23 protein-coding genes are annotated in these 21,877 nt (G+C 68.4%); 15 read left to right on the plus strand and 8 right to left on the minus strand.

What is annotated here, in order from left to right:
• Nucleotides 1-4 precede the first annotated feature (4 nt).
• The 4 genes from GUI43_RS01370 to GUI43_RS01385 are packed head-to-tail and all read left to right on the plus strand — an operon-like array spanning nt 5 to nt 2,065.
• Nucleotides 5-601 carry a molybdopterin-dependent oxidoreductase gene (locus GUI43_RS01370; protein WP_112583222.1) on the plus strand — a complete coding sequence of 199 codons (597 nt, stop codon included), beginning with the start codon at nt 5-7 and terminating at the stop codon, nt 599-601.
• Nucleotides 571-1,311: an FAD-binding oxidoreductase gene (locus GUI43_RS01375; RefSeq protein ID WP_112697608.1), complete on the plus strand. Its 741-nt coding sequence runs from the start codon at nt 571-573 to the stop codon at nt 1,309-1,311. Before GUI43_RS01370 ends, GUI43_RS01375 begins: the two co-directional genes overlap by 31 nt.
• Nucleotides 1,308-1,607, plus strand: coding sequence for a DUF6510 family protein (locus GUI43_RS01380; RefSeq protein ID WP_112583220.1), 300 nt, complete (start codon nt 1,308-1,310; stop codon nt 1,605-1,607). Before GUI43_RS01375 ends, GUI43_RS01380 begins: the two co-directional genes overlap by 4 nt.
• 50 nt (nt 1,608-1,657) lie before the next feature.
• Nucleotides 1,658-2,065 carry a GNAT family N-acetyltransferase gene (locus GUI43_RS01385; protein ID WP_146758779.1) on the plus strand — a complete coding sequence of 136 codons (408 nt, stop codon included), beginning with the start codon at nt 1,658-1,660 and terminating at the stop codon, nt 2,063-2,065.
• A 166-nt stretch (nt 2,066-2,231) separates the two neighbouring features.
• Here GUI43_RS01385 and GUI43_RS01390 read toward each other — a convergent pair whose 3' ends face one another.
• The gene (locus GUI43_RS01390; RefSeq protein WP_112604205.1) at nt 2,232-3,149 is read right to left on the minus strand and encodes an NADP-dependent oxidoreductase; all 918 of its coding nucleotides are present in this window, start codon (nt 3,147-3,149) and stop codon (nt 2,232-2,234) included.
• A 490-nt stretch (nt 3,150-3,639) separates the two neighbouring features.
• Between GUI43_RS01390 and msrB the strand changes: the two genes are divergently transcribed.
• The 5 genes from msrB (at nt 3,640) to GUI43_RS01415 (ending at nt 8,422) form a co-directional block, all read left to right on the plus strand.
• Nucleotides 3,640-4,131 (plus strand): peptide-methionine (R)-S-oxide reductase MsrB, encoded by a 492-nt coding sequence (gene msrB, locus GUI43_RS01395; RefSeq protein WP_112583217.1) that lies wholly within the window; start codon nt 3,640-3,642, stop codon nt 4,129-4,131.
• Nucleotides 4,128-4,634, plus strand: coding sequence for a peptide-methionine (S)-S-oxide reductase MsrA (msrA, locus tag GUI43_RS01400; RefSeq protein ID WP_112583216.1), 507 nt, complete (start codon nt 4,128-4,130; stop codon nt 4,632-4,634). Before msrB ends, msrA begins: the two co-directional genes overlap by 4 nt.
• 226 nt (nt 4,635-4,860) lie before the next feature.
• Nucleotides 4,861-5,517, plus strand: coding sequence for a TetR/AcrR family transcriptional regulator (locus GUI43_RS01405; protein WP_112604207.1), 657 nt, complete (start codon nt 4,861-4,863; stop codon nt 5,515-5,517).
• 348 nt (nt 5,518-5,865) lie between these two features.
• Nucleotides 5,866-6,294 (plus strand): OsmC family protein, encoded by a 429-nt coding sequence (locus GUI43_RS01410; RefSeq protein ID WP_112583214.1) that lies wholly within the window; start codon nt 5,866-5,868, stop codon nt 6,292-6,294.
• 238 nt (nt 6,295-6,532) lie between these two features.
• Nucleotides 6,533-8,422 (plus strand): Na+/H+ antiporter NhaA, encoded by a 1,890-nt coding sequence (locus tag GUI43_RS01415; RefSeq protein ID WP_112697610.1) that lies wholly within the window; start codon nt 6,533-6,535, stop codon nt 8,420-8,422.
• A gap of 61 nt (nt 8,423-8,483) precedes the next feature.
• On the opposite strand, the gene GUI43_RS01420 is transcribed toward GUI43_RS01415, so the two are convergent.
• The 3 genes from GUI43_RS01420 to GUI43_RS01430 form a co-directional block, all read right to left on the minus strand.
• Complete coding sequence (locus tag GUI43_RS01420; RefSeq protein WP_112604213.1) at nt 8,484-8,969, minus strand: DUF417 family protein; 486 nt, start codon at nt 8,967-8,969, stop codon at nt 8,484-8,486.
• A 131-nt stretch (nt 8,970-9,100) separates the two neighbouring features.
• A complete protein-coding gene (locus GUI43_RS01425; RefSeq protein ID WP_112697612.1) occupies nt 9,101-12,286 on the minus strand; it encodes a penicillin acylase family protein in 3,186 nt (1,061 codons plus the stop codon).
• A gap of 984 nt (nt 12,287-13,270) precedes the next feature.
• Entirely contained in the window at nt 13,271-13,633 is a 363-nt protein-coding gene (locus GUI43_RS01430) for a winged helix-turn-helix transcriptional regulator (protein WP_112583210.1), read from the minus strand.
• A gap of 108 nt (nt 13,634-13,741) precedes the next feature.
• Between GUI43_RS01430 and GUI43_RS01435 the strand changes: the two genes are divergently transcribed.
• Both GUI43_RS01435 and GUI43_RS01440 read left to right on the plus strand, forming a co-directional pair.
• Complete coding sequence (locus GUI43_RS01435) at nt 13,742-14,581, plus strand: NAD(P)H-binding protein (RefSeq protein ID WP_112697614.1); 840 nt, start codon at nt 13,742-13,744, stop codon at nt 14,579-14,581.
• A 175-nt stretch (nt 14,582-14,756) separates the two neighbouring features.
• Complete coding sequence (locus GUI43_RS01440; protein WP_170158641.1) at nt 14,757-15,107, plus strand: tetratricopeptide repeat protein; 351 nt, start codon at nt 14,757-14,759, stop codon at nt 15,105-15,107.
• 91 nt (nt 15,108-15,198) lie between these two features.
• On the opposite strand, the gene GUI43_RS01445 is transcribed toward GUI43_RS01440, so the two are convergent.
• The 3 genes from GUI43_RS01445 to GUI43_RS01455 all read right to left on the minus strand — a co-directional run bounded on the left by GUI43_RS01445 (nt 15,199) and on the right by GUI43_RS01455 (nt 17,418).
• Nucleotides 15,199-15,591 carry a nuclear transport factor 2 family protein gene (locus GUI43_RS01445; protein WP_091405325.1) on the minus strand — a complete coding sequence of 131 codons (393 nt, stop codon included), beginning with the start codon at nt 15,589-15,591 and terminating at the stop codon, nt 15,199-15,201.
• Nucleotides 15,592-15,673: 82 nt separating this feature from the next.
• Nucleotides 15,674-16,162 (minus strand): MarR family winged helix-turn-helix transcriptional regulator, encoded by a 489-nt coding sequence (locus GUI43_RS01450; protein WP_249037613.1) that lies wholly within the window; start codon nt 16,160-16,162, stop codon nt 15,674-15,676.
• 8 nt (nt 16,163-16,170) lie between these two features.
• Complete coding sequence (locus tag GUI43_RS01455; RefSeq protein ID WP_112697618.1) at nt 16,171-17,418, minus strand: FAD-dependent oxidoreductase; 1,248 nt, start codon at nt 17,416-17,418, stop codon at nt 16,171-16,173.
• A 98-nt stretch (nt 17,419-17,516) separates the two neighbouring features.
• On the opposite strand from GUI43_RS01455, the gene GUI43_RS01460 reads away from it, so the two are divergent.
• Both GUI43_RS01460 and GUI43_RS01465 read left to right on the plus strand, forming a co-directional pair.
• A complete protein-coding gene (locus GUI43_RS01460; protein WP_112697620.1) occupies nt 17,517-18,176 on the plus strand; it encodes an MSMEG_1061 family FMN-dependent PPOX-type flavoprotein in 660 nt (219 codons plus the stop codon).
• Nucleotides 18,177-18,410: 234 nt separating this feature from the next.
• Nucleotides 18,411-19,595 carry a serpin family protein gene (locus GUI43_RS01465; protein ID WP_170158642.1) on the plus strand — a complete coding sequence of 395 codons (1,185 nt, stop codon included), beginning with the start codon at nt 18,411-18,413 and terminating at the stop codon, nt 19,593-19,595.
• Between the two features lie 153 nt (nt 19,596-19,748).
• Here GUI43_RS01465 and GUI43_RS01470 read toward each other — a convergent pair whose 3' ends face one another.
• The gene (locus GUI43_RS01470; protein ID WP_112583203.1) at nt 19,749-20,144 is read right to left on the minus strand and encodes a VOC family protein; all 396 of its coding nucleotides are present in this window, start codon (nt 20,142-20,144) and stop codon (nt 19,749-19,751) included.
• A 520-nt stretch (nt 20,145-20,664) separates the two neighbouring features.
• Here GUI43_RS01470 and GUI43_RS01475 point away from each other — a divergent pair.
• Both GUI43_RS01475 and GUI43_RS01480 read left to right on the plus strand, forming a co-directional pair.
• Nucleotides 20,665-21,147 (plus strand): GNAT family N-acetyltransferase, encoded by a 483-nt coding sequence (locus tag GUI43_RS01475; RefSeq protein ID WP_112583202.1) that lies wholly within the window; start codon nt 20,665-20,667, stop codon nt 21,145-21,147.
• A 61-nt stretch (nt 21,148-21,208) separates the two neighbouring features.
• Nucleotides 21,209-21,781, plus strand: coding sequence for a CbrC family protein (locus GUI43_RS01480; protein ID WP_249037614.1), 573 nt, complete (start codon nt 21,209-21,211; stop codon nt 21,779-21,781).
• Nucleotides 21,782-21,877 lie beyond the last annotated feature (96 nt).

Here is a 21,877-nt window from a genome sequence, read left to right on the forward strand (position 1 = left end):
GCGCATGGCGGTGATCACACGCGGTTTCGGTGGCCGCAGACGCGACGACGCCGACCTCCCGCCTGGCCAGTACCGCACCGACGACTTCCCGGTACTGTCGGCGGGACCGACACCGCGCATCGGCCTCGACGAGTGGGAGCTCGCCGTCGTCACCGAGACCGGCGAGCGGAGCACGTGGTCATGGGCGGAGTTCACCGCCCTCCCTGCCGACGAGCCGACTGTGGACATCCATTGCGTCACGCGCTGGTCGAAGTTCGGCACGAGCTGGCGAGGCGTCTCCGTGGACACGCTGCTGGCCGACGTCGACACTGCGGCCGAGTACGTGGTCGCCCACTCCTACGGCGGCTACACCACGAACATCCCGCTCGAGGGCCTTCTCGACGGCCAGGCCTGGGTGGCGTACGAGTTTGACGGCGCGCCGCTGGCTCCTGTGCACGGCGGGCCGGCCCGCCTCCTCGTCCCTCACCTGTACTTCTGGAAGAGCGCGAAATGGCTGCGCGCTCTGGAACTGCGTCTCGACGACGAGCCCGGGTTCTGGGAGACGGCCGGCTACCACAACGACGGTGACCCATGGCGCGAGCAGCGGTACCTGGAGGACTGACCTGGCAGCCGGCAACCGTCGCCGCCACCCGCGCGGAGACTGCGACGGCGCGGACCCTGGTCCTCGACGTCGACGGCTGGACAGGTCACGTGCCGGGCCAGCACGTCGACGTCCGGTTGACGGCTCCCGACGGCTACATGGCGCACCGCAGCTACTCGATCTCGTCCGCCCCGGGGCCCGACCGACTCGAGGTGACCGTCCAGGCGGTGATCGACGGCGAGGTGTCGCCACACCTCGTCGAGGTTGCGGAGCCGGGTGACCACCTCGAGATCCGAGGGCCGCTCGGGGGCTGGTTCGTACGCCGACCCTCCGACCCGCGCCCGGCGTTGCTGATCGGCGGCGGCTCCGGCGTGGTGCCCCTGATGTCGATGGTGCGTGCGGCGACGAATCCCACCAGGCTGCTCTACTCGACCCGATCCCCGTCGGATGCGCTGTTCACGGCGGATCTTGCGACTGCACAAGCCACAGGCAATACTCCTGTCGCCGTCACCCACGTCTATACCAGGGTCGCGCCCCACGGCTGGCCGGCCCCACCTCGACGACTGGACGCGGACATCCTTGCCCGCGTCGCCTGGCCCCGCGATGCCGACGTTGTCGCGTTCGTGTGCGGGCCCACCGGATTCGTCGAAACCGTGGCCGACCTTCTCGTCGAAATCGGCCACAACCCCGCGAACATCCGCACCGAGCGTTTCGGACCCACCGGAGGATGACCGTGCCGACCACCAACGTCGGAGCAGACGATCCACCCTGGGTGGACGGTAACGCCCTCGCCGGACCGCTCGGTGAGATCATGGGGACTGACCTCACCGTTGCCGAGCTCACCTGCGCCGGCTGCCGGATGACCCGTCCGCTGGCCGCGATGCGCGTGTTCGACCGAGCGCCGGGCCTCGTCGCCCGATGTCCCGGCTGCGAGGACGTTGTCATGCGCCTGGTGCGCACGGCTGATCGGGCCCTGGTCGACCTGCGTGGGTCCCTCGTCGTCAGCATTCCGGTGCCGATCACCTGAGCACCAAAGAATCCGCAACAATCGGGGCGGAGTGACAATCAGGAGGAAAATTGGCGAACAACACCGAAGACATGATCACGCTGACCAGCGCCGAGCAGGACTCGGGTGGCTCGAACCTGTCGGTAGCCACCCCGGCCGGCGCGGAAGACTTCGTCATCACCAACAACACCGCGAGCGGCATCTACGAGGCTGCGATAGGGGGCCGGACAGCCGCAGGGTTGGTCTACAGCATGGTCGGAAGCCGCGTCATCCTGTCGGCGACATCCGTGTTCCCCGAGTTCCGGGGGAAGGGAGTAGCGAGCAGGCTCATCGGTGGCGTCCTCGACGAGCTGCGCATGCAAGGGAAGACCGCTACCGTGACGTGTCCGTTCGCGGCAGCATTCGTCGGTGCTCATCCGGAGTACGCCGACGTGCTGGACCTGGCATTCCCTCGGTCGGACCCAGCCAAGGGGCATTGAACACGGGTCGTCGGGCCCTGAACGCAGGCCGGCCGCCGGAGAGGCTCAAGTGTCCAACGGCCGGCGGACAATCGCATGAATCGCGCTTTCGCCGAGGGTGCGCCCGGCGGTCGCGGGCTGCGAACGCGTGGGCACGTCCGCAGCCCCGCTCGCTGTCCCCGAATCCTTACGAGTGAGCGCGGATGATCGTCTTCCCGGTGACCCGCTCGGTCGGGTTGAGAGCGGCGACGGCGTCGTCGAGGTCCGCGACATTGCCGATGTTCGTCCGCAGTCGCCCGTCCCGTACCCGCCGGACGATTTCCCCCAGTTGTCCACGATCAGACGTCACGACGAAGTCGATCGCCAGGCCGTCCGCGGGCCGCGCCTCGGTCGGCCCGACAACGGAGACCAGTGTTCCTCCGGCTCGAATCAGGCCTGCCGACCGCTTCCCGATGTCACCGCCGATGACGTCGAAAACCAGATCGACTCCGCCGACGTCCTCCAGGGCCTCGTTGCCGAGGTCGACGAACTCGTGTGTGCCGAAGTCGAGCGCCCTTTCACGGTCGGCAGCGCGCCCGGTGCCGATGACATAGGCGCCGAACTCACGTGCGAGCTGCGTCACCATCGAACCGACCGCGCCGGCCGCACCGTGCACGAGGACGCTCTGCCCCGCCTGAAGGCGGCCGTGCTCGAATAATCCCTGCCAGGCGGTCAGGCCGGAGATCGGCAGGCTCGCGCCCACCGTGAAGTCGACGTCGCCGGGCAGCGGCGCGAGGTTACGCGCCTCGACGGCCACATACTCCGCCAGAGTGCCGTCGCGGGTCCAGTCCGTCAGGCCGAACACCCGCTGTCCCACCGACAGTCCCGTCGTGCCATACCCGAGAGCGCTGACCACTCCGGCCAGTTCGTGCCCGGGAATCGACGGAGTCCGGTCACGGCCGAGGCGATCGGTCCAGGTCGAGGGCCATGCCATCTCGGTCGGGACGAACCCCGACGCATGAACCTGAACGACGACGTCGTTGAGGGCCGGTTCGGGCTCAGGCCGCTCTGCCAGCGTCATCCCGGCCGTTCCCGCAGCCTCGTCCGTCACCACAATCGCCTTCATCAGGTACCTCCTTGTATTCAGCCCCCGTCTGCACTGCCACGAGGAGCACCGTTCCGTTTCCCAGCAATGACGGCGCCACGCCTCCGCGCCGCACCACGCCACGCCACGGTGATCGGGCGCGGGTGGGGCGCGAGGATTCGCCGTAGGTGGCGGGGATGTCTGCCGAACCCGACGTCGGCGGGCAAGTCGGGCAGCTCGTCGCTGCCCGGAGGCGCCCCGTCGGACGTCCCGAACCTAGTCGCGGCAAAACTGGTCTGTCAAGTCCACTATTGGGTCACGTGGTTGTTGATGTGACTACGAGAAGTGCCAGCTCAAGCCCTATGCATACGGACGGTTTGGCACCGGCCGAGCCCGTCTTTCGGACCTAGGGGTCCAGGGAGTGTGGAGGCTGCGGGAATACCACCGCCCCGGAGAGCGTCTGTACTTGCGCGTCCAGGTGCACTCCACCTGGCTCCGCAACCGTGCGTGGCAAGGCCGTGAAGGGAGAGCTGTGGCCCAGCAGACCCAGTACCGCAAGAACCCGGAGACCGTTTCGGGGCTCAACCCGGAGCAGTACCGCGTGACCCAGCAGGACGGCACCGAGCGACCGTTCACCAATGCCTACTGGGACAATCACGAGCCCGGCATCTACGTCGATGTGGTGTCCGGCGAGCCATTGTTCGCATCGGTCGACAAGTACGACAGCAACTCCGGCTGGCCGAGCTTCACCAAGCCGATCGCCAAGACGAACGTTGTCGAGCGCAAAGACTCCAGCCACGGAATGATCCGGACTGAGGCCCGCTCGCTGCACGGGGACAGCCACCTGGGTCACGTCTTCAACGACGGCCCGCCAGAAAAGGGTGGACTGCGTTACTGCATCAACTCGGCATCGCTGCGGTTCATCCACCTCGACGACCTGCAGGACGCAGGGTACGGCGAGTACCGCATTCTGTTCACGAGTGCCACCGACACCGGCACGACGACACACAAGGAGACGACGTGAACACCGAAAAGGCAATCCTCGCCGGCGGCTGCTTCTGGGGCATGGAGGAGTTGTTCCGCCGCCAGCCCGGCATCGTGTCCACGCGCGTCGGCTACAGCGGCGGCGACGTCCCGAACGCCACCTACCGCAACCACGGCACCCACGCGGAGTCCATCGAGGTCGTCTACGACACCGACAGGACCGACTTCCGCGCGCTGCTCGAGTTCTTCTTCCAGATCCACGACCCTTCGACGAAGAACCGCCAGGGTAACGACATCGGCATCAGCTACCGCTCGGCGATCTTCTACACAAGCGATGAGCAGAAGCGGGTCGCGGAGGACACCATCGCCGACGTCGACGCCTCGGGTCTGTGGCCCGGCAAGGTCGTCACCGAGGTCACCGCGGCAGGCGACTTCTGGGAAGCCGAGCCTGAGCACCAGAACTACCTACAGACCTACCCCAACGGATACACCTGCCACTTCCCCCGCCCCGGATGGAAGCTTCCGAAGCGGGCGACGGCCTGACACCTCCGGCGCGCGGACCCCGGGTCCGCGCGCCGGTCCGGGCCGAGGCGGACCGAATAGTCCAATACAGCTCCTGCCGACGATGACCTGGCGATGTCGGCCCCGTTCATCGAGCCAACGACGCGCAGGCGCGCCCTTCACCGCCGCGTGAATGCGACATGACATCGGATGGACTCCAAGGTCCCGTTTTCCCTAGATTATCTGGCGCGCTGGATACACTTGACAGATGAGCGACGAGCAGGTGGCTGCGCCGACGAATAGGCGGAGGATCAGTCAACGGGGCATCGCGACGCGAGAACGGATCCTCGAGGCCGCGAACCGGCTGATGCTCGTGCGCGGAGTGAACGCGACGACCCTTGACGACATCCGCGAGGCAAGCCAGACGAGCAAGTCTCAGCTCTACCACCACTTCGCCGACAAGCAGGAACTTGTGCGCGCCTTGGTCAAATATCGAGGCGCGCTTGTGCTTCAGCGTGAGCGTGCAGGGCTCGAACGACTGAGATCATTCTCAGGGCTGGTCCGGTGGCGCAACGCCCTGGTCCAGGCCAACTCGCTGAACAACGGCAAATACGGGTGCGGCCTCGGGTCGATGGCTCTCGAACTGTCCGATCAAGATGAGCAGGCTCGATCGTCTCTGTCGGAGACGTTCGCGGCATGGGAAAAGCTGATCAGTGATGGCCTGCACCGGATGCAGGACAGCGGTCTGCTGCGCCATGACGCCGACCCGGAGAAGTTGGCCACTGGCTTGATGGCCGCATTGCAGGGCGGCTACTTGCTGGCGAACGCCTCGCACGACATCGCACCCATGGAAGTCGCTCTGGACATGGCGCTGGAACATATCAAATCGTTCCTCACGCAGCCGTCCGGTGAGCCGACCCGTTAATTCGAGCAACGCTGCTCACATCCGCATCGACTTCCCGGGCCGACGCGCCAGCGCAAGGGACCATTTGGTCCATTTTACGACTTGGATCCGATCGGGCCCAGTCCGGGAGTGTTGGACCTAGCCGCCCCTCGGTGCAGTCTGCGCCACCACACCGTCCAGGATCACCAAGGGCGCAGGGTTCGGCCAGCGAACAGTCGTTTGGACTATCCAGTCCACACAGGCTAGCCTGCGGAGGTACCGGCCCAGGGTGATGCGCCCGGCCACAGCCTCCGCTCGGACTTCGGCTCGGCTGTTGCTGGGTCCGTATCCCTGGACCCTCACCACTGGATCCACAGGAAGGCGCGGCTGATGGAAACCGATCAGGATCATGTCGTCGCATCGGCCCGAGTTGTCCTTCCGGCCACAGAGCGCCGGCGCACGGACATGACGACCCGCGGCTTCACGTTCATCGCCGATGAACCGCACAGCGGCGCGCTCGGTGACGGCCCGACGCCGACGGAGTACCTGTTGATGGCGCTCGCGTCGTGCACTGCTCAGACGCTGCGGCAGTACGTCGACTACAAGTACGACACCGCCGGCGACATCACCGTCGAGATCGACTACCACGAACCCGAGCAGGAAGGCGCAGAGCGCTACCTGCAGCGCACGATCACGCTCAGCGAGGAGCCCGACCCTGACGACCTGAAGGTGATGCACGACATTGCCGAGAGGTCCCCGGTGACCCTGCTGATTCAGTTCGCATGGAGCGTGCGGACCGCGTTCGTCGGGCCGCGCTGAGAACAGACCGTCTGCTGCTCGGCGATCACGGCCGTGCAGCAGACGGTTGCCATTGCGCCCCAGCGGCGACAGTGTTTCCGTCGACCGCGACCGCTGGGGCGGCGCGATCAGTACTGAACCGGACGCCTGGTGCTGCTGAGTGGCGGCCAGCAGCGCCGGGTCCGGGGGTCGCGCGCCTCATTGCGCCACGTGGTCTAGCTGTCCGTGCTGGCCCGGCCAGCACGTCGAAGGGTGACGTGTGACCGAAACCAAGAGCGGCCGAACGATCTGGAAGCGGAACCTGGCGTCACCGCTGTGGGCATTCTTGCGAATCGAGTCCGGCAGCGCCGGCATACTCGTGGCCGCCATCGTCGCCGCACTGTTCTGGGCCAACATCGACCTTGGCTCCTACGAAGCCGTATGGCGCACCCAGTTGTCCCTGCGCCTCGGGCACCTCGAACTCTCCCGCGACCTGCAGACCTGGATCAACAGTGGCTTGATGACGCTGTTCTTCCTTGTCGTCGGCCTTGAGGCGCGGCGCGAGTTCGACCTCGGCGACCTCCGCGACCGGCGACGTTTCGTGCTGCCCAGCGTGGCCGGCCTGATTGGCATGCTGATCCCGGTACTGATCTTCCTGGGGATCAACCACGGTGGGCCGGGTGCGCATGGTTGGGGCGTGGCCATGTCGACCGACACGGCCCTTGCGTTGGGTCTGCTTGCACTGCTCGGCCGAGGTGTGCCCGACCGGGTCCGGATCTTCCTGCTCACCGTGTTCGTGGTCGACGATGTGATCGCACTCATCGTCATCGCCCTGGTCTACAGCGAGGACATCAGGGTTCTGCCCATCGTGGTGGCCGTTGTCGCATTCGCGGTCATGTTGGCCATCCACGCAGGCGGCGTCCGACGGGGCTGGGCGTACGTGCCGGTCGCCGTCGTGATGTGGGGCGCGTTGCTGGTCAGCGGAGTCGACCCTGTGGTGACCGGCCTGGCCATCGGATTGACCGCGTTTGCCTACTCCCCCGGCCGATCTGACCTCGAAAAGGTCACCGGGCTGTTCCGGTCGTTCCGTGAGCAGCCGACGCCCACGCTCGCGCGTACGGCCTCGATCGGCTTGGCGAACACGCTGTCGCCCAACGACCGCCTTCAGCGCATCTACCACCCATGGTCCAGCTACGTCATCGTGCCGCTGTTCGGCCTGGCCAACGCCGGCATCAGCATCGACCGTCCGTTCCTGGCCCAGGCGTTCGCGTCGCCTGTCACCTGGGGCGTGCTGCTCGGGTATGTCGTCGGCAAACCGCTCGCCGTGATCGGCACCTCGGCCGGGCTCACCTGGCTCTCCCACGGGCGTATCCGTCCGGCCGTGGGCTGGGCGGGCGTGCTCGGCAGCGGCACGATCGCCGGTGTCAGCTTCACGGTGTCACTGCTGGTCGCGAGCCTGGCCTTCACCGGCGACCAACTGGCCGAGGCCAAGGTCGGGGTGCTCAGCGCCGCGATCGTATCCTCAGCACTGACCTGGGTCGCGTTCCGCGTCACCAACACGTTTCCCCAGGACAAGCGCGTCCGTGCGCTCTTCGGCGACATGACGGAGCTGATCGATCTCACCCCAGCGGTCGACGAGAAGCAGGACCACGTCCGCGGCCCAGCCGGTGCATCGGTAACGCTGGTGCAATACGGCGACTTCCAGTGCCCGTACTGCGGGAAGGCCGAACCAGTCGTCCGGCAGCTGCTGGGCGACGCCGACCTGCGCTTCGTGTGGCGTCACCTGCCTCTGTCAGACGTGCATCCGCAGGCCCGACTGGCAGCCGAGGGCGCCGAAGCAGCCGCCGCTCAGGGAAAATTCTGGCAGATGCATGACCTGTTGCTCGACCACCAGGGCGAACTGGACATCACCGCTCTGATCAAGTACGCCGACGACCTCGGTCTGGATCAGAGACGATTCCACGACGATCTGACCAACCAAGCCCACGCCGCCCGCATCGACAGTGACATCGACTCCGCCGACAACAGCGGAGTGTCCGGCACCCCGACGTTCTTCATCAACGGCCGCCGCCACTACGGCGCCTACGACATCACGGCCTTGACCGCGGCCATTCGCATGGCCCGAGCCCGCGCCCGCCTCGGCCACGACGCACCACCGATTCGTCATTAGACGCGTTGCGTTGACACGACGGCACGCCCGTCGGCCCGTCGATCCGGGCCATGCTCCTGATTCATCGCGCTCGCGGGCCGGTCAGCAGGGTGGCCGCGCGCAGCGACTCGGCAGCTGTCAGGAGGGCGGCGCCGAGAAGCACTGTGTCTTTGAGCAGGAATTGTCCCAGCTGAGAAAGGCTCAATATCCCCTGCCCTTCCTGCCGGGCCTCAGGCGTCGTGGCCAGGAAACTGAGCGTGGTAACGAACATCCCCGTCGCACCGAAGCTACCGATCGCTGAGGCTCTGGGCGCAAAGGGCTTGGCGACGATCAGGGAACCCAGAGCGATCTCCGTGACCCCGATGAGTCGGTTGAGCTTTTCTGCGCCCAGCCTCGCGCGGAGCCGCGAGAACAGCGGACTCGAGGTGACCAGGGGCTCGTCGTTCTCCACCTCGTACGGCTTGAACTTGAGCGCACCGATCCACAAGATGTTCGTCGCCAACGCGCAGCGCAGGACTGAGAAGCCCACCGAGGCGAGGCCATCGGCGTACGAGTGTCCTGTGCCCATCGCTCGCTCCTGTTCGCCGCGTCGACGCTCGGCCTGCTGGGGACCATTACCCGCTGGGACCGGCAACACGCATCGAGGGCGCGCCTCCGGAGGGGCCGGCGAGTGATTCCCGCCGACCCCTCCGGGCGAGGTCACTTTTGGTAAACCTCGAATTCGTAGAGCGAGAACCCGTACGAGGTGGCCCGCTTGACCCCGTACACCCGCACGTAGCGGGCGGTGACGGGGGCGAAGGTGGCGTTGTCGACGCCGCCGTTGCCGGTGGCGTTGGTGAACACCGGCGTCCATGAGGTGCCGTCGCCGGACACCTCGATCCGGTACGAGGTGCCGTGCGCGGCCTCCCAGCGCAGCACGACCCTGCTGACGCTGCGGGCCGCCCCGAGGTCGACCCTGAGCCACTGGTTGTCGTTGTAACTGCTGGCCCACCGGCTGCCGAGGCTGCCGTCGACCGCCTTGTCCGGTGTGTGGCTGGTCAGAAACTGGGTGCTCGACGCGATGGTCGGACGGCCCTGCGCCAGGTTGGTGACATCGTCGCCCCGGCGCGCCGGGAACGAGACGACCTGCTGGTAGGTGGGGCGGTTCTGCCAGGCGATCACCGGGTGGGTGATGCCGCCGAGCCCGGACTGGGCGATCGAGTCGGCACACCACTGGTCGCCAGCCCCGCAGGACTTGTCTCCGGGGTAGACGGTGGTGGCCGGCACCGCGGCGGCCTGGCCGAGCGCGTCGAGCAGTGCCTGCCGGCACGCGCCGAGGTTGCCGTTGCCGCAGTACGCGCGGCCCAGCCCACCCGCCACCGGGTCGCCGAGTACGGTCCGCAGGTCCTTGTCGACGTAGCCCCACCAGCCGTACTGGAACGACGAGCCCTTGTGCGCCTGCCCCTGCAACGCCCAACTCGCGGCGCCGTCGCGTCCGCCGTTCTGGCCGCCCGACGGCGCCTCGTTCACCTCGATGGCGTCGACCAGCGCGGCGTAGAGGTCCGACCCGAGGCCGGGGCGGAACTGCGCCGAGGCCAGCAGCGGCCACCAGGCGTCGAAGATCCGGATGGCGTCGGCGTGCTGGTAGACCTTGGAGCCGGAGGACGTCTCCACCCGGCGGGCCCCGGCCTGCTGCCAGGCCCGCAGCTTGCCCACCGCGTCGACCAACGCCGGATCCGTGACCGGTGTGCTGTCCAGCACCCGCAGCAGGTCACCGAGAACCTGCTGGCCGCGCAGGTCGGTCACCGCCGCATCCGCCATGATCGTGACGACGTCGGCGCGGCCGAGCTTGCGCTGGGCGATCGCGGCGCGCACCGGGCCGTCGAGCAACTGAGCCCGGTGTACGGAGCCGAAGCTGAAGTTGCCGTCGGCGGCCACGAAGTCCCGCGCCTGCTTGTTGTTCCAGCTGACGTAGTAGTCCTGGTTGACCGACTGCGGATGCGCCGCCGCCGGGGTGTAGGTGGCGTCGTTGGTGTCCGGGTTCCAGCCGGCCCACTCGTACGCCGCTTCGGCCTTGGTGGGCAGGTTCGGGTCGGCGGTGGCCGGACGGACCGGGTTCGAGCCGGAGTTGTAGTACGCCGCCTCGGTCGAGTTGACGTAGAACCAGTTGAACGCGTACCCGACGTCGGCCGCGGACGCCTGGAAGGCCGCGGCGCTGCCCATCGCGGCCGGGTCGTTGAAGGCCTGGAAGCCGATCGCCGAGTCAGCCTCGTGCCGGTAGGTCGAGCGCAGTTTGGTGAACGCGGTCGGCTGCCCGTTCACCAGGCCCCGGTGGGCCACCAGCCCGTACTTGGTGCGCAGCGCGCGCAGGGTGTACGAGCCGGCCGGGGTGGAGTCGGCCAACGTCGGTGACCAGGAGTTGCGCTGCTCCAGCGCCTCCATGGCGAGGCACTGCCCGTGATAGAGGTAGCGGTTGGTGCGCAGCGTCGGGGCGCTGCCGTCGGTGGTGCACAGCGGCACCGCGTACGTGTCGGTGAGGTCCTGGGAGGCGGAGGTAGCGCTCCACGCGTAGTCCTGGCCCCGGCCGAGCAGCACGTAGAGGTTGAGCCCGGCGAACGCGGCGCCCCGAGCGCTGATGCCCGGGCCCTGCAACTCCTGGAGCATCAGCAACTGCGGCGCGAAGTAACCGGTCTGCGGCCCGAACACGGCCACCGGGTTGCCGGTGGTGGTGTGCCGTCCGGAGACCACCACCGCGTTGGACATGCCGTGAGCGCGCAGGTTGGCCAGGCCGCCGAGCAGTTCCTTGGTGGCGGTGCTGGCGCCGGTGCGGGCGGCGGCCCCGCCGGTGGCGTCGTAGGCCAGGGGTTCGGCGACCACCGAGCCGGCGTCGGGGAGCACCGCGCTGGTCGCGCCGGGCGGCGTCGCCCCGTACGGGAAGCTCTGCCCGTCGTGCAGGGTGAGCACGGTCTCCGGGTCGTTCTGCGAGCGGAAGGCCGCCCACACCCGGTCGCCCTCGGTCGCGCCGTACTTGGCGCGGGCGGCCACCCGGACCAGCGCGGACTGGATCTCGCTGCCGCCGCCCCCGCCGAAGAGTCCGCCGATCACGCCGGCGGTGGCGATCAGATCGGTCATGGTGAAGTGCTTCGGCTTACCGGCGCCGGCGAGCACGTACTCGCCCGGGTAGTTGTCCTCGGCGATCGACCTGTCGATGTAGGCGTTGATGCCAGCGATGTAGTCGACCACGTCGGTGTAGAGCTGCTGGCCCCGGGCGCCCTTGGTGCGCAGCGCGTCCACCTGGGCCTGGAGGTCCGCCTCGGTGTACGGCGAGTTGGCCCAGACGCTCTGCTCCAGCTCACGGTTGCCAGGGGCGCCGCCGGCGAACGAGGTGACGTTGCCGCGGCCGACGTGCCGCAGCAGGTCCATCACCCAGAGCCGGTCCTGTGCCCCGGCGTAGCCGGCGCCGAACATGGTGCCGGCGCGGGTGGTGCCTGTGACGTGCGGGACGCCGGTGGCCTTGTCCCGCACGATGGTGACGTCCGCGCGCGGTGAGACGGTGCTCTCCACCTGTGCGGCCGGGACACCGAACGAGGCGTCGTTGTAGAAGTGGGCGATCTGTTCGTCGGTCAGCCCGGCGTAGTTGTAGACCAGGTTCGCGTACTCGTCGAGCTGGTCGCTGGAGTGCGCCGGGCGGGTGCCGAGCGCCTGGTGCGCCAGGATGGCGACCAGCGTGGCGTTGCCGTTCTGCCCGGGGGGCAGGATGTCGGCGCACTGGCCGAGGCAGTAGTCGTTGGCGGCGAACGTTGTGGCGGCCAGCGCCGGTGACGGCGGGGTCACCGTCAGGACGCTCGCGGTCAGGACGGCGGCGGTGAACGCCGCGAGCCGGTTACGGAGAGCGGGACGGGGCATGGCGATCCTCCGGGGACGCGGAGTCGGGCCGTTCGGTCACGCCCGGCTGCCGGTGCCGACGTCTCGCCCTCCGCGCCCGGGCGATCCGCCAGGAGGTGAGAGTGACTCACATCTATCTCCCGGCAATGATCGACGTAGGACCCCCGCCCGGGATACCCGTCGTTCACCACGCGCCAATGCCGACGTTTCGCCGATTTCCCCTCACCGACTTCCCGGATCACGGCTTTGGTGGTGTCCGGCGACCGCACCGACACCGCACCGAAATGAATGGCCTCGCCGACCCGATCCGACCTACCGTGCAACGAGGTATCCGTCTCCGACGCATCCACGAGAGGACCTCACCCGCGTGACACCGCCTGCTCTCTAGACCTGACACGTTCCCCGCGCCTGGGTTGCCGACGTCGCCGTCGGTTCGTTCCCATGCCTTCCGTCAGGTCTTTGGAGAGATCATGTCTACGCGTCCACATACCGCGCTGCCCTGGCCCGCCGGGCACACCGGGCTTCCCCTGCTCGCACTCGGCTGTGTCCACTGCGATTCCGGCATCGGCGACCGGCCGTTCCGCATCACGGCCGACGGCGGAATCGTCCACAACAGACCCCTGGTCGCCTACGGCGCCGGCTTCCCGGGCCAGCATGCGCACCCGATCCTCGTGACGGGCCACTCCGGCAGGTCCTCGGGTCGACGGCCGCCGTTGGGGCGAGAGCATCGCTGGCCCCGCCCGTGGCTGCATCAGGCCGCGGTCCGCGCGAGGTCGCTCCTGACGCGCGAACGAACGTCAGGACCGGCCCGATACCGACGGAGGAGGTGACCGCCCGGGGTGCGTACCCTCGGCCCGCGCTCCGAGCGACCGCCATCAGGCGAAGCCGGACGCGGGCCGCCCGCACCGGCACGCCGAACGGAAGAGCGTCATGGCCACGGCCATGTCGAGCATGCCCTGCGCGACGGCCTCGGAGCGGCCGGCCCGCAGCATGTCCTCCGCGGCCTCATCGCTGGGCGTCGTAGGCGCGCCGTGCGCGTTCGACCTCTCCGAGGCTGGCGTCGGCCCACGTGGCCAGGTGCGCGAAGAGCGGGCCCAGGCTGGCGCCCAACTCGGTGATCTCGTACTCGACTCTGGGAGGCACCTCGGCGTGGTAGGTGCGTGACACGAGCCCGTCACGCTCGAGTTGGCGAAGCCGCTGCGTGAGCACCTTCGGCGTGATGCTCGTCAGTCGGCGCTCCAACTCGACAAAGCGCTGCCGACCGTACTCGTTCAATGCCCACAGGATCGGTGTGGTCCACCGGCTGAAGACGATGTCGACAACCGGCGCGACCGGGCAGGCCAACTCGGGATCTGCCGACTGCTTCATGTGTCCCCCGTCACAAACGCATTACTATCCTCTAGGTACCTACTATATCGACGCTATTAGCGTCTTCTTCGGCCGTGCGAACGACACGGTCGGACTGGAGACCCAGACATGTTTGTCGTGGTAGGAGCAACCGGAAACGTCGGCCGTACGCTCGCGTCAACCCTCGCGGCCTCGGGTGCCGCGGTGACGGCGGTGTCCCGGGGGCGACGTCCGGGCGCCGTACCAGAGGGCATCCGCCACCATCGCGCGGACCTCGAGCAGCCGGAGAGCCTGCGCCCGGTGCTCGCCGGCGCCGAGGCGCTGTACCTGCTCGTGGAGGGCGCCGGAGCCCACGTCGAGATGCGCGAAATCCTGCGGGTCGCCGCGGCCGGCGGCGTGAAGCGCGTTGTGCTCCAGTCCTCGCAGGCGGTCGCCACACGACCGGACTCGGCGTCACACGCGCCGCTGCGCGCCATCGAGGATCTCGTCCGTCGATCCGAATTCGACTGGACGATCCTTCGCCCCGGCGGCTTCGCCTCCAACTCCTTTGCCTGGACCGAACCGATCCGGGGCAGGCGGACCGTGGCCGCACCGTTCGGCGACGTCGGTCTGCCCGTGGTCGACCCGGCCGACATCGCCGAAGTGGCGGCCACCGTGCTCCTCGACCGCTCGCACGATGGCCGTACCTACGAACTGACCGGCCCGGTCCTGCGCACGCCACGCGAACGGGTCGCCGATCTCGCCGCCGCGCTCGGCGAGCCGATCCACTTCGTGGACCAGACGCCCGACGAAGCCCGCGAGCAGATGCTGCGGTTCATGCCGCCGCCGGTTGTCGAGGGGACGCTGGCGATCCTCGGTACGCCGACCGAAGCCGAACAGCGGATCAGCCCGGACGTTTCCGAGGTCCTGGGCCGATCACCACGCCCCTTCGCCGCCTGGGCCACGCGCAACATCGACGCCTTCCGCTGACAATCGGCCGGGGCCGCCAGCGGCGGCCCCGGCCCCGGATCAGCTCCCGCAGATGCCGTACCCGTTGAGGCTCCACCAGCCGGCGAAGCCGTCGGCGTCCTCGTCCGCTCGCAACCGCACGGTGTTACCCCCGGTGATGTTGACCGCTGTCAGCAGCACCTGACCATTGCCGGCGTTGATATCCGCACGGCTGCACGAGAAAACCGGCGACCGGCACGGCGCGGCGCTGACCTGGGACAGCCTCGGTTACGTCCGGCACGGCCTCGGCGGCCAGGATCGGGCGGCGGACTGCTACCGGCGGGCGCTGGCGCTGCACCGGGAACTCGGCGACCGGTACGACGAGGCGGAGGTGCTGGACAACCTGGGCGACAGCCTGCAGGCCGCCGGTGACCTCGACGCCGCGCGTCGGGCGTGGCGAGAGGCGCTGACGGTCTTCGACGAGCTGCGCCACCCGGACGCCGACCGCCCCCGGTTGAAGCTGGCCGCCCCAGCCGTCCCGGCGCCAGCGGGCGGCGGAGAACCGTAGGTGACGTGGTACAACGTGCGGGCTCAATCCTCTTCACTGGCGACCGCCGGTCGCCGGCGGGACAGGTGAGACGTGAACGCCCTGACTCCCGCTAGCCGACGGCCGCCTCACGCTGGATCTGCTCGAATTGATCTGCCATCGCGGCGGCCAGGGCCTGCGCGGCGGACAGCGGACGAACCATGACCGTGAACTCATCGATCAAGCCGCTCTCATCGAGGTGCAGGAAATCGCAACCCTCGACGGCGACACCGCCTATCCGCGCCTCGAATACCAGCGCGTGATCGCGACCGCCCTCGCCGCTCAGCTCCCGGACGTACCGGAAGTCCTCGAACACCCGCAGCACACCCCGCAGGATCGCTGCGGTGATTGCCTTGCCCGGATAGGGCTTGAACGCCACCGGGCTGCGAAACAGCACGTTGTCGGCGAGGGTCGCCTCAAGGGCATCGGGGTCGCGTGCTTCGACCGCCGCACGAAAGTCGATCACCACCTCAGCGTACCGGCAGTCCGGCGTCACGGTCGCGGTGAAGCCGCCCGGCCAAGTAATGCCCCGCCAGGCCGACGACAGCTCAGGCAGACCGCTGCGCGGTCTCGCCGCCGCGCAGGCGGTCCAACTCGGCGAGGTACATCGCCTGCATGCGGTCGTAGTGCCGGACCAGCAGCATGACCTCCTCGACGCTGTAGCCCTCGATGAGCTGCTCGGCCCCTTCGGCGAACCGCTCGTACGGTCGCTTCAACTCGGCGGACCGCTCCGGCCGCAGGGCGACGATCACCCGCCGCCGGTCCGCCGGATCGCGCTCGGCCGTCACGTAGCCCGCCTGCTGGAGCCGGCGGAGCATGCTGGTCACCGCCCCGGTGGTGAGGTTGGTCCGCTCGGCGACCTGCCCCGCGGTGGCGGATCCGACGTCCGCCAGGTAGTCCAGGCACTCCAGGTCGCTCACGGTGAGGCCCAGCCGCTCCGCGATGGCGTACCGGAACACCATGGACAGCCGCGACGTCTCCCGCCCGGCGCGCATGAGGTCGGTGATCGCGGACGCACGGGCCGGCTCGTGGGACATGCCGGCAATCATCCCTGCGGCACGGTGACCCGGTGCAGCCGAGGTAACACGCGGGTCAGCACCCAGTGCGGTGCGGCCGCTCCCCCGGTGAGGCGGCGCATCAGCCTGGCGGCGGTGTCGACGGCGCGAAAGGCGTAGGGCGTCATCTCGTCCTGGTAGCTGGCGATCGCCTCCTCCACCGGCGTGCCACTGGCCCGGGCCTCGACCAGCTTGTGGCCGAGCAGGGCAGCGTCGCGCAGCGCGGTGTTGCCGCCGTGCGCGCCGAACGGCGGCATGACGTGCACGGCGTCGCCCATCATCGTCGCCCGGGGCACCGCCCACCGGCGCGGGCGCTGGCCGGTGGCGAAGAGGTTGAGCACTGTGGCGTCCAGCTCGGCCGTGCCGACCAGCCGCCGGATGACCGGGTGGAAGTCCATGCTCATCCCGGAGGCCAGTCTCCACAGCGCCAGCAGGTCGCCCCGGATGCCCATGGGCACCTCCTCCTGCCGGAGCAGCAGTCCCCACATGACGTAGTCGTCGCCGGTGGGCGCATAGCTGCCCGGGGCCAGGCGCGCGAACGCCTCCGGCGGGCTCTCGCCGAACCGCATGGAGGTGAAGAAGAAGGCCCGGCCCGGCCGGTCGGCGATGGCCAGGACCCCGCTGGTACGCAGCGCGTCCGGGATGATGCTTTCGCCGTTGCGGCAAAGGGGCGACCGGCCGTAGATGCCCGCCATCGGGGTGTTCGCCGGGTTCGCGTCCGGCATGATCTGCGCGCGCAGCGCCGAGCCGACGCCGTCCGCGCCCACGACGACGCTTGCCGCCGCGCTCCCGCCGTCGGAGAACAGCAGCCGCGGCCGCGCCGGGTCGCCGCTGTCCACCGCGACGGCGTCCTTGCCGTAGTGGATGCGCCCGTCCAGCCCGGACTGCAGGATCGACCGCAGGGTCAGCCGGTCGACCTGGCGGGTCGCGTGCGGCTCGTCCTTGAAGGTGATGGTGAATGCGTCCCGCAGCCGGCTGTCGGTGAAGCGTAGGTGCCCGCCGGGCTCGTCGCCGGTGGTCAGCGCCAGGTTGTACAGCGAGCGCGGCAGGCTCTCGCGCAGCGCCTCGATGCCATACCGGTCGAGAATGATCCGGTAGCCCTGCCGCCGGACGAAGGGGCCCGAGTCCCGCTCGTAGACGTGCACGTCGACGCCGGCGCGCATCAGGTACTGGGCGAGGCAGAGGCCGGAGAGGCCGGCGCCGGCGATCGCCACCGAGAAGTTCGTCGATATGCTCACACGGTTATCTTAACGACTAAGATGATTTGGGCAAGGCCGCCGGCATGCCACGCCGCAGCCCGCCAAGCCGCCCGGCGGGGGTGGATTAGTGTCGATGCATGACGCCAGTCCTTGCCGCCAGTGCCTTCGACTCACTGCGCCTCGACGCCGTGCCCGACCAGGAGTCGCTGCGCCGGGCCTACGAACTCCCCAGTGACGCGGCCGTGCGAAAGCAGATGACCGAGCTCACCGAACAGACCCGGCGGTTGATCGGCTGCTCGTCGCTGGTCCTGGTCGCCACCGTGGACGCCAAGGGCAACTGCGACGTCTCCCCGCGCGGCGGCCCGGCCGGCTTCGTCGCCGTCCTGGACGCACGGACGGTGGCAATACCGGATGCCACCGGCAACAAGCGCCTGGACACCCTGCAGAACGTCGTCGCCACCGGGCGAGCCGGGCTGCTGTTCATCATCCCAGGGCGCCCCACGACGCTCAGGGTGAATGGCCGGGCCTGCGTCTCCACTCGCCCCGAACTGCTGTCGCAGCTGACCGCTGTGGGCAAGCCGCCGGCCAGTGCGTTGGTGCTGGGGATCGATGAGGTCTACCCGCACTGCCCCAAGGCGCTGCTGCGCAGCGGGGCCTGGAAGCCCGAGCAGTGGCTGCCGGCGGACGCCCAGCCGACCTCGGCCGAGGTGACGCTGGCCCAGCTACGAATGCCCGAGCTGACGATCGGTGACATCGAAAAGGCCGAGGCAGAATCGCTGAAGTACCGGTACGAGTAGCAAGCCGCACAGCGATCGTTGGGGTGTCTCGCGCTCTTCGACGAACGACTGACAGACATTGCTTGATTTCAATGAATTCAAGCTTGTGTCTGGTGAGTTTCCGTGGGACTGCTCTAACCTCGACACATGGTTTCGCGTCGATCCGTATTGCGGGCGGTCCCCCTTGCAGCCGCTGCCCTTACCGCCGCCCCAGGTGCTCCCCGTTGGCTCGGTCCGCCGTCCACCTCGACGGCAGTGGACCGCGTACCACCCGACCCGGCCACGATGCAGGCCGCCGCTACCGCAGTTCGCGGCTTCACGGCCGACCTCTACCGCACGGTGGCATCGACCCGGGCAGGCAGCAATGTGGTGTGCGCGCCGTACTCGGTCGGGCTCGCGCTCGCGATGACCAGGGCGGGCGCCGGGTCGACCACGGCGGACGAGATGGACACGGTGCTCCACGCGCCGCATCCGCGCCCCCGCTCGCTCGACAGCGGGCTCAACACCGTTGAGCAGACGCTCGCCGGCCGCTACCAGGACGGTGACGGAGTCAAGCAGCCTCGGCTGACCACGGCCAATGCGCTGTGGACACGACTCGACCTGTGTCTGCGACCCGGGTTCCGGGAAACCCTGGCCGGCTATTACGGTGCCGCGCCGCGACCGGTCGACTTCCGTGGTGCGCCGGAGGTGGCCCGCCAGGAGATCAACACCTGGGTGTCCGATCGGACCAACGCGAAGATTCCGGAGCTGCTGCAGTCCGACGCCGTGGGCCCCGACACCAGCCTGATGCTGACCAACACGATCTATCTCAAGGCGGCCTGGAAGTACCCGTTCACCGCTACGGCCACGTCGGTGGGACAGTTCACCAGGGATGACGGGAGCGTCGTCGACGTCCCGGTCATGCGCGGACCGTTCGACAGGATGGGCTACCTCGAGGGCGACGGGTGGCACGCAGTCGACGTGCCGTACGCGGGCGACGGGCTTGCCATGGCCATCGTCATGCCGACCCGGGACGATCTCGCCGCGGTCGAGGCGAGCCTCGATGCGACCTGGCTGGGCGCCTTGCTGAACGGGTTCCGGATCACCGACGTCGAACTGCGCCTGCCCCGGTGGACGTTCCGCCTGCCGGCCGAGCTGGGTGCCGCGCTGAGCAGCCTCGGCATGCCCACGGCATTCACGTCACAGGCCGATTTCACCGGCATGAGCACCGAACCGACCCTGTGTATCGACGACGTGGTGCACGAGACGTTCATCGCTGTGGACGAGAAGGGCACCGAGGCCGCAGCCGCGTCGGCCGTCATCGTCCGGCCGCCGTCGATTCCGCAGGGGCCGCAGTTCTTCGTCAACCGGCCATTCCTGTACGTCATCCACGACCGGCTCACCGGCGTGCCGCTGTTCCTCGGCCGGGTCCACGACCCGCTGGTCAACGGCCCAGCCTGACCGGGCAAGACCAGGCGACATCGTCGGCCGATTCGTACCACGAGCCGGGAAGGGCCGTGCCCCTGTGTGATGAGCGAATCGCGGCATCAGCAGATGTCGGCCGCCTGGATTACGGACACGGTGGTTGGCGGCTCAGCTGACAATTACGCAACGTCAATTGGCCCCGAGCAGGTCCCACCGGTTGCCGGCGATGTCGAGGAAGACCGCGACCCGGCCATAGGGCTCGGTCCGCGGCTCCCGGACGAAGGTGACGTCGGCCGCGACCATCCGCCGATAGGCGGCGTCGAAGTCGTCGACGCGGAAGAAGAACCCGACTCGGCCGGCTACCTGGTTACCGATTGCGGCGCGTTGGTGTTCTCCGTCGGCGCGAGCGAGCAGAATCCCGGTCTGGGCGCCCGGCGGCCGAACGACCACCCACCGCTTGGCTCGACCGTCATTGGTCAGTGATGGGGAGTCCTCGACGAGGTCGAAGCCGAGCACGTCGGTGAAGAACGCGATCGCGGGGTCGTACTCGTCGACAATCAGGGCAACCAAGTCGATCTGCACCAGGGCAGCTTATCTGGGACCAGGTTCTGCTGGCCTGCTCCCCGGTCCGCACTGGACCACCCTCGGATCGTCGGCTACTGCATCAACGCCCGCATCAAGGCAGCCGTGGGCTTGGCGACGAACCCTCAGCCCTCATCGGCGACTTCCACCGCGGGTGCGAAGCGGCGGACAGCCGCCTCGATGCCCGGGCGGTGCAGCCGCCAGAAGGTCGCCGGCCGGCGGTCGGCGAGGACGGCCGGCGGCACCTGCGGGACGAGCCTGGTTCATCCGCCGCAGACTCGCCGGCAGTCACGCACACCGACCTGGTGGAAAAGCCGTGGCTACACTGCACGACCGTTGGCCTTGGTGGACGCTCTGTGCCACGAATGCGGTTGCAGCGCCCCGTAGGATTCCTGTCATGAGTTGCTTCGCTGCTTGGCGTACTCGCCACTGAGGGTCGGCTTGCCGCCGTTCCGGCCGCTGGCTGGCCATCTGATGCCCGCTTCGTTGGCTTTCAGAACCTCAGCTCGAGAGGCACACTCACATGCGCATCCGCTCGTTTCTTCAGCATGACCTGGCCCAGCTCACCGAACTGACCATCGAGACGTTCGGACCGTTCTACGAAGACTCCTTCCGCCCTCTCATGGGCGAGACCGTTTTCGCCAACCAGCACGGCAAGTGGCGCGACGACTACGTCAAGCAGGTCGCCGGGCTCCACGACCCCGCCGAGCACCGGTATGTCGCGGTCGCCGAGACCAACGGTGCCATCGCCGGCTACGTGGCCTGGGCGGTAGAGCCTGAGCGCCGAAATGCCAGCGTCACTATCCTCGCCGTGTCCGCCGAGCATCGCCGGCTCGGCACGGGCACCGTGCTGTGCGAGCACGCGTTCGCCGCGATGCGGGACCTCGGCGCCGAGGTCGTCACGATCGGCACGGGCGGGGACGGATTCCATGCGCCCGCCCGAGCCCTGTACGAAGCACTGGGCTGCACGCCGCTGCCGGTCGCCGTCTACTACCGGGAGCTCTGATCTGATCCGGGGTGGGTTACGGCGACGCAACCCGCCCCGGTCACAACGGCATGATGGGCTGGTGACCGAGCCGGTGTTTCGATACCACCCTGATCCTTTGGCCACGGGCTCGGCGGTGCGGGTTCAGCACGAATGCAGCGTCTGCGGTCAACTTCGGCAAGTCCGCTACCGGGGACCGGTCTACGGCAGACAGCCCGAGAGTCTTTGCTTGCACTGCATCTACTCCGGGGCGGCCTCCAAGGCACTCGGCGTCGTTGCCGTCGCCACGGATGGCAGCGAAACCCTGGAGATGCCTGCCGAGCTCAGCGACGCGGTCGACGTGCCTGATGACGTGCCGCATCACGTCATCGAGGAGGTCACTCGCAGAACCCCCGGCTTCACCGGTTGGCAGCAAGAGTCATGGCTCTACCACTGCGGCGATGGCGCGGCCTTTCTCGGCCCGGCCGGCTACCGCGATGTCGAACCTCATCCGGACGCCCTGAACATGCTTCGCGCGAGCCACCGGCAACTCGGCTGGTCATCCGAGGAGACCGACGAGTTCCTGCACCGGCTCGACCGCAACGGTGAGCCCACCGCGTATCTGTTCCAATGCCTGCACTGCGGTACTCATCTCGCGTCCTGGGATATCGGTTAACTGCACCTCATCGCCGAGACGCAGACGCACTCTCTGCAGCACACACCACGATCGCGGCCCGTGACGCAAAGCTCGCCCAGCACCGGGCCGCCCTCG

Origin of the sequence: Micromonospora noduli (assembly GCF_003264365.1) — a bacterium.
Classification (GTDB): domain Bacteria; phylum Actinomycetota; class Actinomycetes; order Mycobacteriales; family Micromonosporaceae; genus Micromonospora; species Micromonospora noduli.